The 16,024-nt window shown below is 59.3% G+C and carries 11 protein-coding genes; 4 read left to right on the top strand and 7 right to left on the bottom strand.

What is annotated here, in order from left to right:
* Window positions 1-14: 14 nt before the first annotated feature.
* From ACQQ2Q_RS11695 to ACQQ2Q_RS11680, 4 genes are read right to left on the bottom strand one after another with little or no spacing between them, the layout of a single operon-like run.
* Window positions 15-935, bottom strand: coding sequence for an ABC transporter permease (locus ACQQ2Q_RS11695; RefSeq protein WP_428187240.1), 921 nt, complete (start codon window positions 933-935; stop codon window positions 15-17).
* On the bottom strand, window positions 935-1,783 hold the full coding sequence (locus tag ACQQ2Q_RS11690) for an ABC transporter permease (protein ID WP_428187239.1): 849 nt from the start codon (window positions 1,781-1,783) through the stop codon (window positions 935-937). The genes ACQQ2Q_RS11695 and ACQQ2Q_RS11690 overlap by 1 nt, the downstream gene beginning before the upstream one ends.
* A complete protein-coding gene (locus tag ACQQ2Q_RS11685) occupies window positions 1,783-2,367 on the bottom strand; it encodes an ANTAR domain-containing response regulator (protein WP_428187238.1) in 585 nt (194 codons plus the stop codon). The genes ACQQ2Q_RS11690 and ACQQ2Q_RS11685 overlap by 1 nt, the downstream gene beginning before the upstream one ends.
* Complete coding sequence (locus ACQQ2Q_RS11680) at window positions 2,364-3,500, bottom strand: transporter substrate-binding protein (protein WP_428187237.1); 1,137 nt, start codon at window positions 3,498-3,500, stop codon at window positions 2,364-2,366. Before ACQQ2Q_RS11680 ends, ACQQ2Q_RS11685 begins: the two co-directional genes overlap by 4 nt.
* Before the next feature lie 557 nt (window positions 3,501-4,057).
* On the opposite strand from ACQQ2Q_RS11680, the gene ACQQ2Q_RS11675 reads away from it, so the two are divergent.
* Complete coding sequence (locus ACQQ2Q_RS11675) at window positions 4,058-5,881, top strand: methyl-accepting chemotaxis protein (RefSeq protein WP_428187236.1); 1,824 nt, start codon at window positions 4,058-4,060, stop codon at window positions 5,879-5,881.
* Between the two features lie 209 nt (window positions 5,882-6,090).
* On the top strand, window positions 6,091-6,570 hold the full coding sequence (locus tag ACQQ2Q_RS11670; protein ID WP_428187235.1) for a hypothetical protein: 480 nt from the start codon (window positions 6,091-6,093) through the stop codon (window positions 6,568-6,570).
* A gap of 39 nt (window positions 6,571-6,609) precedes the next feature.
* Here ACQQ2Q_RS11670 and ACQQ2Q_RS11665 read toward each other — a convergent pair whose 3' ends face one another.
* The gene (locus ACQQ2Q_RS11665) at window positions 6,610-7,866 is read right to left on the bottom strand and encodes an AGE family epimerase/isomerase (RefSeq protein WP_428187234.1); all 1,257 of its coding nucleotides are present in this window, start codon (window positions 7,864-7,866) and stop codon (window positions 6,610-6,612) included.
* A gap of 180 nt (window positions 7,867-8,046) precedes the next feature.
* Here ACQQ2Q_RS11665 and metH point away from each other — a divergent pair, with 180 nt between their 5' ends.
* Both metH and ACQQ2Q_RS11655 read left to right on the top strand, forming a co-directional pair.
* Window positions 8,047-11,823, top strand: coding sequence for a methionine synthase (gene metH, locus ACQQ2Q_RS11660; RefSeq protein ID WP_428187233.1), 3,777 nt, complete (start codon window positions 8,047-8,049; stop codon window positions 11,821-11,823).
* A gap of 122 nt (window positions 11,824-11,945) precedes the next feature.
* A complete protein-coding gene (locus ACQQ2Q_RS11655) occupies window positions 11,946-12,869 on the top strand; it encodes an alpha/beta hydrolase (protein WP_428187232.1) in 924 nt (307 codons plus the stop codon).
* A 54-nt stretch (window positions 12,870-12,923) separates the two neighbouring features.
* Here ACQQ2Q_RS11655 and ACQQ2Q_RS11650 read toward each other — a convergent pair whose 3' ends face one another.
* Both ACQQ2Q_RS11650 and ACQQ2Q_RS11645 read right to left on the bottom strand, forming a co-directional pair.
* The gene (locus tag ACQQ2Q_RS11650) at window positions 12,924-13,967 is read right to left on the bottom strand and encodes a zinc-dependent alcohol dehydrogenase family protein (protein ID WP_428187231.1); all 1,044 of its coding nucleotides are present in this window, start codon (window positions 13,965-13,967) and stop codon (window positions 12,924-12,926) included.
* Window positions 13,968-14,014: 47 nt separating this feature from the next.
* Entirely contained in the window at window positions 14,015-16,015 is a 2,001-nt protein-coding gene (locus tag ACQQ2Q_RS11645) for a CocE/NonD family hydrolase (RefSeq protein ID WP_428187230.1), read from the bottom strand.
* Window positions 16,016-16,024 lie beyond the last annotated feature (9 nt).

Raw genomic sequence — 16,024 nt, 5'->3', positions numbered from 1 at the left:
TTATCGTTTGGGCTTCAGTTGGAACGGATACGCGGGTCTATGGCCGGCGCAATGAGATCGGCGAGAAGGTTGCCGATGATGATGGCAAGGGCGGAAGTGAGCGTGACGCCCATGATGATGGGAATGTCGACCTGCTGGATTGCCTGCCAGGCGAGTTGGCCGATGCCCGGCCAGCCGTAGACGGCTTCAACCACAACCACACCGCCCATGAACTGGCCGATATCGATGCCGATCATGGCAATGACGGGCAGCATGGCATTGGGCAGCACATGGCGCAGGATCACGCGGGTAGCCGACAGGCCCTTGGCGCGGGCAGTGCGGACATAATCCTGGTTCAGCACGTCGATCATGGCCGAGCGCACGATGCGGGCGTACCAACCGGCACCCAGGAGCGCCAATGTGCAGGCCGGAAGCACCACATGGGCCGGCGTTCCATAGCCGGACATCGGGAACCAGCCGAGCATGGCGGCAAAGACATAGAGCAGCAGAAGGGCGACCACGAATTGCGGCGCTGACACGCCGACAAAGGCCGACATCATGACGGTGCGGTCGACGAGGCCGCCGCGGTTCAGGGCCGCAATAGAGCCAAGAAGGATGCCGAAGACCACTTCCAGAAATATGCCTGCAGCCATCAATGTCAGGGTGGCGGGGAGCCGTGCGGCAATCAAGGTCGAAACTTCAGTCTTCTGGGCATAGGAGCGACCGAGATCGCCCTGAACCAGACCACTGACATAATGGAAGAACTGCAGGAACAGCGGTTGGTCGAGGCCAAGTTCATGGCGGATATTGGCAACCGTCTGCGCTGTGGCGCTGCGCCCGGCAATCATGCGCGCCGGATCGGCCGGCAGGGCATAGAGCAGCACGAAGGTGACAGCGGCGACGCCAAACAGGATGAGGGTTGCTTGAACCAGACGCTTTGCGAGAACGGATATCATCAGCCTCTGCCTCGCTGGGTCGGGTCAAGGATGTCGCGAAGGGCGTCACCGACCAGGTTGAAGGCGAGTGCTGTCAGAAGGATCAGGACGCCGGGGAAGAAGACCAGCCAAGGCGCAACGGTGAAATAACTCTGACTTTCGAAGATGATATTGCCCCATGATGGATCGGGCGGCTGGACGCCGACGCCGAGGAAGGACAGCGTTGCTTCGAGCAGAACCGTGGTGGCAATGCCGAGCGTGCCCCAGACAATCGCGGTTGGCACCAGATGCGGCAGGATATGGAGAAACAGGATGCGGGCATGTCCGGCACCCAGCGAGCGCTCGGCGAGGATGAAGTCGCGTGCCACCAGCCCACGGGTCTCGGTATAGACGATGCGCGCAACCTGAACCCAGTTGACCAGCGCGATGACCATGGCAACGATCCACAGGCTGGGTTTCAGCAGAGCTGCCAGAACGATCGCGAGCAGCAGGGCGGGGAAGGCCATCATCAGATCGGTGAAGCGCATCATCAGATTGCCGGCCCAGCCGCGCATGTAGCCGGCGGTGATGCCGACAAATAGGCCTATTGCCACGGCAATGCCATTGGCAACGAGGCCGATGATCAGCGAGGTTCTGGCGCCGAACAGCAGACGCGACAACAGATCACGGCCAAGCGTGTCGGTGCCCAGCAGAAACTGGTCGCTCGGCGGAATGGGAGCGCCTTCCAGCGTCAACCCGTCGAACATCTGTGCGTCGGGATTGTAGGGGGCGAACAGCGGTGCCCCGATTGCCGCGATCAGAACGATGAGCACGATGGCAAAGCCGAACAAAGCGGCCGGTTGGCGGGCGATTTCTCTGAGCACACGCATCAGCTGACTTCCCTCAAGGGTTCCGAGCCACCGATGAAGAGGGCGGCGAGTTGTTCAATCGGCATGCGACGCTGCATGGCGTTATCCCGGAGGGCGGCATAGGCCTGTTCGTCGTCGAGTTGGCGCTCACTCTTCAGACGGTTAATCGCTGCATAGACGACGGGCCGCAGCCGCAGCCGCTCTTCCAGCCTTGCAATGCGGGCCTCCTCTTCCATGCGCTGTCCATGGGACGTGACGGCGAGAACGAGTGCCGGATAGATGGTCGCGGCCGAGACCGGCTTTGGAATGATGGAGCTTGCCCCGCAGCCAATGGCCCAGGCGAGACGTCCGGGCGCTTCAGAGCCCAGCAGTGCCGAGACAGGTCGAGCGGGCTTGCGCTCCGGCCAGGGCAGAAGCTCGTCCCAGCCCCGGTCGGCATCGACGATGACGAGATCGGGCAGATCAGTTTCGGCAAGGGGCAGCCATTGCAGTGACGAGGCGACGCCAAGCAGGGTCAACTGACGCCGCAAGCGTTCGGTATTGCCGTCTTCCTGCGCCAGGATCACAGCGCGCCATCCGGTAAAGTTGGGTGTCTTGGATATCATGAGACCACCCTTAGCCATGGCTCGCTTCTGTTGCCGATACCGGTCAGATAGGGATCGGCTGCAAGCGGCGGGCGCGAGGCGATAACGTCAAAGCCGCGTTCGGCGTTGATACGCCCCAGCAGGAAGGGCAGGGCTGCATGATTGGTGTCGGGATCGACCACCATGTCGCCGAACAGGCCCGGCCATGATCGCGACAGAACCTGCCGGCGCACGTCCGCCGGATCGTCATTGCCGCTTGCCTCGAGCGCGCCGATGCACATGGTGACCGCGGTATAGGCGCTCGCAAACATGCTGGAGACGCGAGTGATGCCGGGGCGAAATGCGGCGAGGCGTTGCTTGAAATTGCGGTTTTCAGGGCTTTCCAGCGTGTCGAAATACGAGGCTGCGCAGAGCTGGCCTGTTGCTGCGCCATCGGCCACTTCGTCGAGTTCCGATTCCTGCAGGTCGCAACTTGCCACCGGGCAATTGCCGGGCAGGAAGGCGGGATTTCGCTCCCCGAGCGCTCGCATGGCTTCCAGAAAGGCATAGCTTGCAGGACCTATGAGATTGTTGAGCACGAAGCTTGGTTTTTTCTCTTCGATATCGGCAATCAGGCGATCTACCGCTGTCTCCTCGAATGGAAGGTAACGTTCACCCAGAACGGTGCCCCCGGCATTGGAAATCAGTTCGCGTGCCAGCCGGTTCATTTCCCAGCCCCAGACATAATTGGCCCCGACCAGATAAGGCCGGGCGCCATAACGGGGGATCAGGTGCTCAAACAGGGGGATCAGGTGCTGGTTCGGGCAGCCGCCGATATAGATGGTGTTCTCATTGGCCTCGAAGCCCTCATAGGGGCACATGTACCAGAGCAGGCCGTCATGCTTTTCCACGAGCGGCAAGACTTCCTTGCGGGCAGCCGAGGTGATGGTCCCGACGATCTGGCGGCAGCCGTTTTCGCGGATCATGCGGCGTGCACCGTCCAGATAGGCAGACAGATCGGCATGCGGGTCGAAGAAGACCGGTTCTACGCCAGTGCCGCCGGCCTTTGCATATTCGTGAAAGGCAAATTCCGCGCCCGCCATGGCATCCCGCCCCATGGCTCCATAGGGGCCCGTGGTGGAATAGAGTATGCCGATCCTGACAGTGCTTCGCATGGGAATTCCAAACGCAAAAAATCCCACAACGCGGATCCCGATGCTCGGGGCGTTGTGGGCGGTGTTGCCCGTTGACGGATGTCGCCGATGTGAGAAATCCAAGCCAAATGCTCAGATGGTGTGCATGATTAAAATATGGTCATCGGGTGTTTGTCAAGCGGCGCTGCGAAAATTGAGAGAGGCGGATGGTGGGGCGTCACCGACTGAAATCCGATGCGCTGCCCAAAGCTCGCATTGCAGATGACATCGCGCCGATCTGGCAGTGAAAGCTGCGGAGACAGTTAGAATATTGCTTGGCACCGTATGCAAATCCAGTAGATCTAATGCAACCTTTGCGACTTTTGGCTCTGTCCCATTTTCCGGCAATGATGCGCCTTGCAACGCTGCATTATCATTGATTCGTATGCTTCTTTTGGCGCATGTCGGTCCGGTTTCGGTCCGGTTCCTGTGGGGGTGTCAAGAGAATTTCCGTGCCATCAATTTTTGTTCCCGCGTAAAGATTGTATTAGTGTTTACTAAGCTAGATTCCGGTATCTCATCTATTAGGATTCTGGCGCATGTCGATACACATCCCCGGGTTTGCAAGCGACGAAAAGGCGATGATGGCTGCCTTTAACCGTTCGCAGGCGATCATCGAGTTTACACCTGACGGCACGATTCTGACTGCCAACGAGAATTTCTGCAAGGCGCTCGGCTATGAGCTCTCCGAAATTGTCGGCAAGCATCACCGGATGTTCCTGACACCTCAAGAAGTGTCTTCACCGGAATATGCAGACTTCTGGACCAGTCTTGCCAAGGGCAAATTCGACCGCCGCCAGTACAAGCGCGTCACCAAGACCGGCGACATAATCTGGATCGAAGCGTCCTATAATCCGGTGATGCGTGGCGGAAAAGTCTACAAGGTTGTCAAGCTCGCGACTGATATCACCGAGTTGAAACAGAAGGAAATCGATAGCAATGGAAAGCTCGAAGCGCTCTCGCGCGCGCAAGCCATCATCGAATTCACGCCGGAAGGTGAAATTCTGACGGCCAACGAGAATTTTCTGTCGGTTCTTGGCTACACACTGTCGGACATCGTCGGCAAGCATCACTCGATATTCTGCGATGCCGAAGAGGTGCGGTCTCCTGCCTATCAGGAGTTCTGGCGAAGCCTGAACACTGGAAAATACGCCAGCGACGAGTTCAAGCGGATCGGCAAGGATGGTGCGCCGGTCTATATCCAGGCAACCTATAATCCGATTCTCGACGACGAGGGCAAAGTCGTCAAGGTGGTGAAGTTCGCCACGGACGTCACTGGACGGGTGAAGGCGATACAGGAAGTCGGTGCTGGCCTCGGGCGACTCGCCGATTGTAATATACGCATCACAATCGACGAGCCCTTTGTTCCCGAGTTCGAACATTTGCGAAACGATTTCAATGTCTCGATCGGGCGCTTCCAGGAAACTCTTGAGGAAGTGCTTCACGAGACGAATTCGCTTTCGTCGAAGAGTTCCGAGATGAAGGAAAGCTCTGGAAGTCTTGCACATCGCTCCGAGCAACAGGCAGCAGCACTGGAAGAGACGTCGGCAGCGTTGGAGCAGATTACGGTCACCGTTCGCGATTCCAGTTCCCGGACGACGGAAACCCGTCGTTTGGTGGGAGATGCGCGTGAGGCGGCGACTGCATCCGTTGGGGTCGTCAAGGCCACCGTCGATGCCATGAGCCGCATCGAATCGGCTTCTAAAGAGATCTCCAATATTATCGGTGTGATCGACGAGATTGCCTTCCAGACCAATCTTTTGGCGCTAAATGCCGGCGTTGAGGCCGCCAGAGCGGGCGAAAGCGGCAAGGGCTTTGCGGTTGTGGCGCAGGAAGTTCGCGAACTGGCCCAGCGCTCTGCCAAGGCTGCGAAGGAGATTTCCGATCTCATTGCCAATTCCGGCAAGGAAGTGACGGAAGGGGTGCGTCTTGTCGGCGAGACTGGCAAGGCACTGACCAAGATCGAGGATTTCGTCCAGTCTATCGACAGTAACGTGCAGGCGATTGCCACGGCAGCCTCGGAACAGTCGACCAGCCTTCTGGAAATCAACTCGGCGGTGAACTCGCTTGACCAGATGACGCAGCAGAACGCCTCGATGGTGTCCAGTATGTCTGCGGTCAGTGAGGCGCTGTCCGGCGGGGCCGCTCATCTGGCCACGCTCGTCCAGAGCTTCAAACTCAATCGCCGTGCCGGTGTGCGCCTGCCGGGAAGCGCGCCTCCCGCGGTGCGCCCGGCACCTACGCCCGCTGCGAGAGCCCCTGCTGAAAGCCACGCACCGCTGGCGAAGCCGGCAGCCCCGCGTCCAGCGCCAATGGCTGTGGGAAATACCGCGCTCAAGCAGAATGATTGGGAAGAGTTCTAAGAGCCCGTAAACGACTGAAGACTGCGCGGCGGACTGAAACTCAGTTCCGTCGCGCAGTCGCGTCTTGTCGTCTCTTGTCCATTCTGACTGTTATCCCGCGTCCTTGCCGGCGTCGGTGGTCTTGCTGACCGTTCTGCAAATCGTCTACATAAGCTCACGGTCGCGGCAGGCATCGTTCTCAGCGGTCATTCTGTGAGGAAGGTGCTTTGATGACATGTCGGTGGGTTTGGCTCGTTGCTTTTGCAGTGACCGTCCTTGGCGTTGCTGCTGACGTTGAGGCGGCCGGACAACCGGATTTCAATGCTCTGGAGGGCACATGCCTTCGGGTTGAACTTGGCGGCGATGATCTGACGGCGAGCTGTCTGGCCACCATCGGTCGCAGTGCCTATTCGGATGGTCGTGTGGGGTTCTACTTCATGCTGACCGGCAGCCGTATTCTGACATTCAGCGGTGTGGATCGCTCCAATCGTGCTCAGGGATTCGACATTGATCGTGTCGTGATCAACGCAGGCGCTGCCAATGGGTCTCCCAATGTTCTGGCGGCAAGCGGTCATTGCGCCGTTCGCAATGGGCCGCGTGGCGCCGATACCATTCAATGTTCGGGTCAATTTTCCAAGGGAACACGCTTTTCTGCGGCGTTTCGCCTTAAGGGCAAGCCGAAAAAGGGCGAAGTCCAGTCCGACAACTGACACGGCGGCATGAAAAACGAGCCGCCGTGTGACAGCTGCTTAAAGACGTCCGCCGGTTTCGGCAATCACCTTGGTCAGGCTGCCGGTCGCCGGATAAAGCGGGATCAGGCAAGCCTGAAGGGCGTGGTAGATATCGCCCTTGCCGGGGAAGAGCGTGTTTGAGGGTTTCAGGTCTTCCGTCAGTTCCTCATGCCAGCCGCCCAGCGGATGGTCGAGACTATAGCGATTGATGAAGCCCCAGATCTGACGATAGCTCTCTTCGTGAAAAGCGCTGGGCGAGTGCTCATTGAGGAAATGAGCAGCGGCTGCCCCTTCGCAAAGCGGCCACCACAGCTTGAAGCGCTTGTCCGGCCGGTTCTCCCAATCCAGCGTATAGAAGAAACCGCCATGGCTGTTGTCCCAGCCAAGTTTCATAGACTGGAAGAACAGGCCGCGGGCGGCTTCTGGCATCCAGTCATGTTTCTTGCCACCAAGCACCCAGAGCTGGAGCACCAGGCGAGACCACTCGAGCCAATGGCCGGGCGTGGTGCCGGCGGGGCGGAACATCTCGTTTTCGTGGTAGTAGTTCTCATCCACGGCCCAGTTCTCGTCGAAATGTTCCGGCACCCGGTAGCTGCATTCCGTTGCCTTGCGGCGGATCAGAAGATCGGCAATGCTCTCAGCCTTGTCGAGGTAATGGTGTTCTCCGGTCGCTTCGAAGGCGGCCATCAGGGCTTCGGTCAGGTGCATATTGGAGTTCTGGCCACGATAGCCTGGCACCGGTGTCCAGTCGGCTGAAAACTCCTCGGCAATGGCGCCGTGTTCCTTGTCCCAGAATTTGGTTTCCAGGATTTCGGTGATGTCGGCGAGCATCTGGTCGGCGAGGGGATGGCCGACTGTTTTTGCCGAGGATGCAGCAAGCAAGACGAAGGCGTGGCCATAGCCTTGTTTGGATGTATCGACCGCACCGTTATCATCCGCCTGCCAGGCATAGCCGCCATTGTCCATGTCGCGATGGCGGTTCCAGAGGAAGTCCATGCCGTGGTCGATTACATCCCGGGAACCCGGCAGGCCCAGAAGGTCGCCAATGGCAAAGCAGTGGACCATGCGGGCGGCCATATGGATGCCGCGGACAGGATTGTCTGTGGAAAGGGGCTTTCCATGCCGGTCAAGATCGTAGAATCCGCCCTTGGGATTGATCGCCGCAAACTGGAAGAAGCGAAACAGATCCGCCGCCTGTGCGTTCAACCATTGGCGGTGATAGGGGCGGTCGCTCCAGTTTTCTGCAAGTGCGCTGGATGGGGTTTTCTCCGACATGGTTCCTCCCTTGGGGCATTTCGAATGGTGCAAGAGCTATATCGGGGGAGCGGGCAAATGTCACGGCGAACGGCTTTAGCAAAGGTCGCCGAATTGCCAGTTTTGGCAAACGGTTGTTGACATAAAGATATCTTTATGTGACTTCACGATGTGTCGCAATGAAGACAAGGGAGTTCGCGTATGCTTGACAATCTTTTCGGCCCTGAGGGCGCGAAACGGGATGGCGCGGAAGTGGCCGAGGCCCTGGCCAAGGCTGCGCGTGAGCGAATTCTCGTGCTGGACGGTGCCATGGGCACCCAGATCCAGGGTCTAGGCTTCGATGAGGAGCAGTTTAGGGGCGAGCGCTTTTTAGGCTGTGCCTGTCACCAGCAGGGCAATAACGATCTCCTGATCCTCTCGCAGCCGGATGCAATTGAGGAAATCCATTACCGCTATGCCATGGCGGGTGCCGACATTCTGGAAACCAATACCTTCTCGTCCACGCGCATTGCGCAGGCGGATTATCAGATGGAAGGTGCGGTTTACGATCTCAATTTCGAGGGCGCGAAGGTGGTGCGCCGGGCTGCGATCCGTGCGGAGCGCGAAGATGGGCGCCGCCGTTTCGTCGCCGGCGCCATCGGGCCGACCAACCGCACCGCATCCATGTCGCCCGACGTCAACAATCCGGGCTACCGAGCTGTTTCTTTTGACGATCTGCGCATTGCCTATGGCGAGCAGATCGATGGTCTGATCGATGGCGGGGCCGATCTCATTTTGATTGAGACGATCTTCGACACGCTGAACGCCAAGGCAGCGATCTTTGCCTGCGAGGAGCGCTTCGCCGAGAAGGGCATCCGTCTTCCTGTCATGGTGTCGGGCACGATCACAGACCTCTCCGGCCGCACGTTGTCCGGCCAGACGCCGTCGGCATTCTGGTATTCGGTGCGCCATTCCAACCCCTTTACCATCGGGCTGAACTGCGCTCTTGGTGCCGATGCCATGCGTCCGCATCTGCAGGAATTGTCGGGCGTTGCTGACACGTTCATCTGCGCCTATCCCAATGCAGGCCTGCCCAACGAGTTTGGCCAGTATGACGAGAGCCCCGAGATGATGGCGCGCCAGATCGAGGGTTTTGCCCGGGAAGGTCTCGTCAATGTGGTCGGCGGCTGTTGCGGCTCCACGCCGGAGCATATCCGGGCGATTGCCGATGCCGTTTCGCAGCACAAGCCGCGTCCGGTGCCTGAGCACAAACCTTTCATGTCGCTTTCGGGCCTCGAGCCCTTCGTGCTGACCAAGGACATTCCATTCGTCAACGTGGGCGAGCGCACCAATGTCACCGGCTCTGCCAAGTTCCGCAAGCTGATCACTGCGGGTGACTATGCGGCAGCGCTGGTTGTGGCGCGCGATCAGGTGGAAAACGGCGCGCAGATCATCGACATCAACATGGATGAAGGCTTGATCGACAGCGAAAAGGCAATGGTCGAGTTTCTCAATCTGATTGCTGCCGAGCCGGATATCGCACGCGTGCCGATCATGCTCGATTCATCGAAGTTCTCGATCATCGAAGCCGGTTTGAAATGCGTGCAAGGCAAGGCGGTCGTGAATTCGATCTCGCTCAAGGAGGGCGAGGAGAACTTCATCGCCCAGGCCAAGCTGATCCGCAATTACGGTGCCGCTGTCGTCGTCATGGCGTTCGATGAGCAGGGGCAGGCGGATACCTACAAGCGCAAGGTCGAAATCTGCGAGCGTGCCTACAAGATCCTGACTGAAATTGCCGGGTTCCCGCCGGAAGACATTATCTTCGACCCCAATATCTTTGCGGTCGCCACGGGTATCGAAGAGCACAATAATTACGGCCAGGACTTTATCGAGGCCACGCGGACGATCCGCGAGAAAATGCCGCTGGTTCATATTTCCGGTGGCGTTTCGAACCTGTCCTTCTCGTTCCGCGGCAATGAGCCGGTTCGCGAGGCCATGCATGCCGTGTTTCTCTATCACGCGATCCAGGTCGGCATGGATATGGGCATCGTCAATGCCGGTCAGCTGGCGGTCTATGAAAGCATTGAGCCGAAACTGCGGGAGGCCTGCGAAGACGTGGTGCTGAACCGCCGCGATGATGCGACCGAACGACTTCTGGAGATTGCCGAACAGTTTCGCGGAGCAGGCGGTAAGGAAGCCAAGAAACAGGATCTGACCTGGCGTGAATGGTCGGTCGAAAAACGTCTTGAGCATGCGCTGGTCAATGGCATTACCGAATATATCGATGCCGATACCGAAGAAGCGCGCCAGAACGTCGAGCGGCCCTTGCATGTGATCGAAGGTCCGTTGATGGCCGGCATGAATGTCGTTGGCGATCTGTTCGGCTCGGGCAAGATGTTCCTGCCGCAGGTGGTCAAGTCTGCCCGTGTCATGAAGCAGGCTGTTGCTGTCCTTCTGCCTTACATGGAGGCGGAAAAGCTTGCCAATGGCGGCAATGGCGAGCGCGAGACGGCGGGCAAGGTGTTGCTTGCGACCGTGAAGGGCGATGTCCACGATATCGGCAAGAACATTGTCGGCGTTGTGCTGGCCTGCAACAATTACGAGATCATCGATCTTGGCGTGATGGTGCCGGCTGCCAAGATTTTCGAGACGGCAATCAAGGAGAAGGTCGATATCATCGGTCTCTCCGGTCTGATCACGCCATCGCTGGACGAGATGGTCTATGTGGCGTCGGAAATGGAAAAGCAGGGTTTCGATGTGCCGTTGCTGATCGGAGGTGCGACCACCAGCCGTGTGCACACGGCCGTGAAGGTCAGCCCCCAATATGAGCGCGGGCAGGCGGTGTATGTGACCGATGCCAGCCGCGCTGTCGGTGTTGTCTCCGCGCTGCTCTCGCCCGAGCAGAAGGGACCTTACGTCGAAAAGATCAAGGCGGAATACACGAAGGTGGCTGAGGCCCATGCGCGGGCCGAGGCCGAAAAGCAGCGCCTGCCGTTGCCGCGTGCCCGCGAGAATGCGCTTAAAATTGACTGGACGGGCTACAAGCCGGTCAAGCCGAGCTTTCTTGGCACCAAAAGTTTCGACAATTACGATCTGGCAGAGCTTGCCGATTATATCGACTGGACGCCCTTCTTCCAGACCTGGGAGCTGAAGGGGCGCTACCCGATGATCCTTGAGGATGCGAAGCAGGGTGAGGCCGCGCGGCAGCTGTTTGCCGATGCGCAGGACATGCTGAAGAAGATCATCGACGAGAAATGGTTCCGCCCGCGCGGCGTGATCGGTTTCTGGCCGGCCAATGCCGTTGGCGACGATATCCGCCTCTACAAGGACGATGCCCGCGGCGATGAGCTTGCCATGCTCTACACACTGCGCCAGCAGCTGTCGAAACGCGACGGTCGGCCCAATGTGGCGCTGTCGGACTTCGTTGCGCCTGAGGCGAGCGGCGTCGAGGACTATGTGGGGGCCTTTGTCGTGACAGCCGGCTTTGAAGAAATTGCCATCGCCGAACGCTTCGAACGCGCCAATGACGACTATTCGTCGATCCTGGTGAAGGCGCTGGCGGACCGTTTTGCCGAAGCCTTTGCCGAGCGTCTGCACCAGCGCGTGCGTCAGGAATTCTGGGGCTATGCGCCGGACGAAACGTTGACGAGCGACGAACTCCTGGCCGAAACCTATGCCGGTATCCGTCCGGCACCTGGCTATCCGGCACAGCCCGACCACACTGAAAAGCCGACACTGTTCAAGCTGCTCGATGCGGAAAAGGCAACGGGTGTCACGCTTACCGAAAGCATGGCCATGTGGCCCGGTTCTTCCGTATCCGGTCTCTATATCGGTCATCCCGAGAGCTATTATTTTGGCGTGGCCAAGGTCGAACGGGATCAGGTGGCGGACTATGCCGGGCGCAAGGGTATGGCGCTTGGCGAGGCCGAACGGTGGCTCGCACCGGTCCTGAACTATGTGCCGGTGAAGCCTGCCGACAGCATGGATGATGCTGCCTGAGAGTTTGATTCAAGAGGTTGGCAATCTGATTCCAGAAATGGTTTTATGTCTCTGAAATCAGGGAGATTAACGGATCTGCCTGATCTCGATCAGGGTGCTGGCGAGACAGGAATTTTGACCAAATGACCAAGGGTTTTCCGATGCCCAGTGAAGCAGGAATTCTGGCTTTTCTGGAAAAGAGCAATGCCTTTTATCCGGCAGATGCCGTGGATGCATCGATCGAGCAGCAGCGGGAATGGTATAATGCGCTTTGCGCGCAATTTGCACCGGCGCTTCCGGATGGCATGCTGACCGATGACAGTCTGGCAGACGGTCGGGTTCCGGTGCGCCGCTATCGCCCGGCACGGATCAAAACCAATACGCATTTGCTCTATATCCATGGCGGCGGTTTCGTCGTGGGCTCGCTGGAGAGCCATCACGCGATCTGCGCGGAGATTGCCGATGCCGTTGGGGCCGAATTGACGGCGGTCGATTATCGCCTTGCGCCGGAACATGTTTGGCCGGCCCAGACTGACGATGCCTATGCCGTTCTGACCACGTTGCTGGATCAGGGCCATGACGTCGTCGTGATCGGAGATAGCGCCGGCGGCAATCTGGCGGCCGGGCTTTGCGTGCGCGCGGCGCGTAGCGGACAGGCCGGTCGCCTCCGCGGGCAGGTGCTCATCTATCCAGCGCTTGGGGGTGATCTGGAGGCGGGCTCCTATGTGGAGATGGCACAAGCTCCGGGGCTGACAACGGCTGACGTGAAATACTACCGCGAGGTCTTGCAGGCACCGGCGGATGAAGCCGTCGCTCATCCGCTCTTGCTGGAGGACCTCTCGGATCTGCCGCCTGCCTTTATCACCGTTGCGCATTTCGATCCGCTGCGGGACGACGGTCGCCAATATGCCGCCCGGCTGGCCCAGGCTGGTATCGAGGTCTGGTTTCGCGAAGAACCGCAGATGGTGCACGCCTGGCTTCGCGCGCGCCATATGAGTGACGGTGCCAGGACAGGCTTTGAAGCGCTGTGCAGAGCGGTTTCGCATTTTTCTGGCGCGACGGCCTGAATGACTGCGGTCGCTATCGGCTCCTGCAAGCAAAGCAGGTAGCGCTCAAACCTCTCAGACGAAGCGGTCGATGATGGTGATCCCGGTTTCTGAAAAGCGGTCCATTTCCATCAAGGCTGGTATCCCCTCGCTTAAAGTGACGTGACGACCGATCAGCCTTTGCGGCTGAAGGCTTCCCGATGCGATCATCTCGAGCATGGCGTCGTAACGCCAGGCCTGCATGCCGTGACTGCCGTAGATTTCCAGTTCATGGGCGATGACGCGGCCCATGGGGATAGCAGGGTTTGCCTGATCTCCAAGCATTAGCCCGACCTGCACATGACGCCCCCGGCGGCGAAGGTTCATCACGGAATTGCAGCAGGTGACAGGATGGCCGAGCGCATCGATCGAGACATGGCTGCCACCATCGGTCAGATCGCGGATCGCAACTGCCGTATCCAGTTCAAGCGTGCCGTTGACCGTGTGGTCGGCGCCCAAGGACCTTGCGATGGCGAGCTTTTCTTCCGAGATGTCGACGGCGACCACCTTGGCACCCAGTGCCTTGCCGATCATGATGGCCGACATTCCAACGCCGCCGCAGCCATGCACCGTCAGCCACTCGTCTTTCTTCAGTCGGCCCTGGTCGACCACGGCGCGGAAGGATGTGGCAAAGCGGCAGCCGAGGCTTGCCGCTGTTGCGTCGTCAATCGTTTCCGGCAGGAGAACGAGGTTTTCGTCGGCATAGTCGATGGCGACATATTCGGCAAAGGAACCCCAATGGGTGAAGCCCGGCTGGAATTGCGCCTCGCAGACCTGCTGGTTTCCCGACCGGCATTCACGGCAGTGGCCGCAGCCGGACACGAAGGGCACCGTGACCCGGTCTCCGCGCTTGAAGCGTCTGACCTCGGCGCCAACCGATTCCACGACGCCGGCGAATTCATGGCCGGGTATGTGGGGGAGGTTGATGTCCGGATCATGGCCCATCCAGCCATGCCAGTCACTCCGGCACAGGCCGGTGGCGGTGACCTTTATCACCACACCGGCGGATGGCGCGACAGGGTCTGGTACGTCCACGATCTCCGGTGCTTCGCCAAAGCGTTCGTAGAACATAGCCTTCATTGTCGGCCTCCGGTTTGCTGTGCCGCAACCGTTACTCGGCTGCGGGATTACATGAAGTCGCGCGGGATCTTCTGCTCCTTGCGGCGCGTAAAGATTTCCTTGCCGTCTTCATAGGCCGTGACTTCCACCGAAATCAACCAGTCGGTTTTCGTGCAGGTCATGTAGTTGGTCGCAACCGAGCGCGCAGACCAGCCCTGTCGGCTGTATTCCGTGGTCCAGGTTGCGCGACCTGTCATCGACAACGGATCCGCCGGCGAGATTGTCCAGCATTCATCGCGGATTTCGTGGCTGGTGATCCCTGAACCCGGATGTTCCGAATGTCCGGTATCCTCATAGATGCGGTATTCCGTGCGGTTGTCGGTCAGACTGCGATTGACCTCGCGTCGCGTTTCGCCCGGGCCGTGTGTGATGTATTTCGGCAGCGGATCCGGATCATCCGGTTCCTTCACGGAAATCTCCCGATGGTCGCCCAGAAGCGGCATCGCCAGTTTGATCGAGTGAACATCGATGGTGAGGCCCGCATCTTCCGGTGGTGGCAGGATCATCGGCCAGTAGCTGGTCGACAATGCCAGGCGAATGCAGTGGCCCTTGCGGAAGCGGTAGCCGCAGGCATCCAGCGCCAGCGTGATCGAGACCTTTTTGCCGTGGGGCATGGCCTTTGGTTCAGCATTGCCGTCGCGGTGAGCAAGGTTGAGCACACCGAACGACACGCGATAGGACGTGCCGTCCGGGTGAACATCGACGATGCGGGCGGCGATGTTGGCGATATCTGCGTCGCAGGCGACATCGAGTGTCAGGACCGTCTGGCCGAGATAATCGGTGTCTTCTTCAAGCGGTGCGGATTGGAAGCAAAGCGACCCGCCATCATCGGCACGCTGGTCCATGGCAAGCTCGGCATCTGGCTTCAGGGTGAACCATTCGCCGGATGAGGTGCCGAGATCGAGCGGTGACTTCAGGTAGACGTCCCGTTCACCGGCAGAGGCTGGCTGATCAGCTGTCAGCTCGTCATGGGCGCTGACAGAGAAGGTCTGAAATTCCGGTGTTGTCCACTTGTCCTTGGCGATCCACCGACCGGCATCATGGTCGCGTCGCGCGGCAGGTCGAATCGCGTCAAGGATGTAAGCGCGCACTTCAGGCGTATCTTCCGCACCATTTAGCTCGTCGCGCAGCCAGCGGTTCCACCAGCGGATCGCTTCGCCGATAAAATCGGCGCGGGGTTTCGGCCAGGCAAAGTGCGGGTATTTGTGCACCCAAGGACCGATCAGCGCCTTGGCGCGTCCCGGCATGCCATCGACGGCTTTCAGCGGGGTGTTGCGATAACCATCGGCCCAGCCCGCCAGAACCAGTGCCGGGATCTTGAAGGCGTCGAAGTCTTCGCCGATGGAGCCGTGCTGCCAGAAGGCGTCGCGGCGCTGATGCTGCAGCCACTCGGCCATGAAAAAGGGTTCGTTCTCCAGGCGGTCCAGCCACATCTCGCGCCAGCGGTCGCCGACGATTGCCGGGTCCGGTGCGCGGGACTGGTATCCCTGCATGGTGCCCGCCCATGAGAGCTGGGCATAGAGATGGCAACCATTCTTGTAATGGATGTCATCATTGTAGCGGTCGACCGTCGAGGCGATGGAGATTACCGCCTTCAATGCCGGCGGGTTCATGGCGGCGACCTGCAGGCAGTTGAAGCCGCCCCAGGAGATACCCATCATACCGACCGAGCCATTCGACCAGGGCTGTTTGGCAATCCAGGCAATCACTTCGCAGGCGTTGGCCAGTTCCAGTTCGGTATATTCGCCGTCGATAACGCCATCGGATTCGCCCGAGCCACGTATATCGACGCGCACACCGGCAATGCCGGCGGCGGCAAAATGCGGATAGGTGCTTTCGTCGCGCGGGGCGGTGCCGTCGCGCTTGCGATAGGGCAGGAATTCCAGAACGGCTGGCACCGGATTGACGTCGGTTCCGTCCGGCATCCAGATGCGCGCGGCCAGGCGCGTACCGTCCTTGAGTGTGATCCAGTCATTCTCGATGACCGTGAAAGTACGATTAGTCGACATGTTGATGAT

The organism is Agrobacterium sp. ES01 (assembly GCF_050320885.1).
In the GTDB taxonomy this organism is placed as follows: domain Bacteria; phylum Pseudomonadota; class Alphaproteobacteria; order Rhizobiales; family Rhizobiaceae; genus Allorhizobium.
This window is presented reverse-complemented; position numbering and strand designations above follow the sequence as displayed.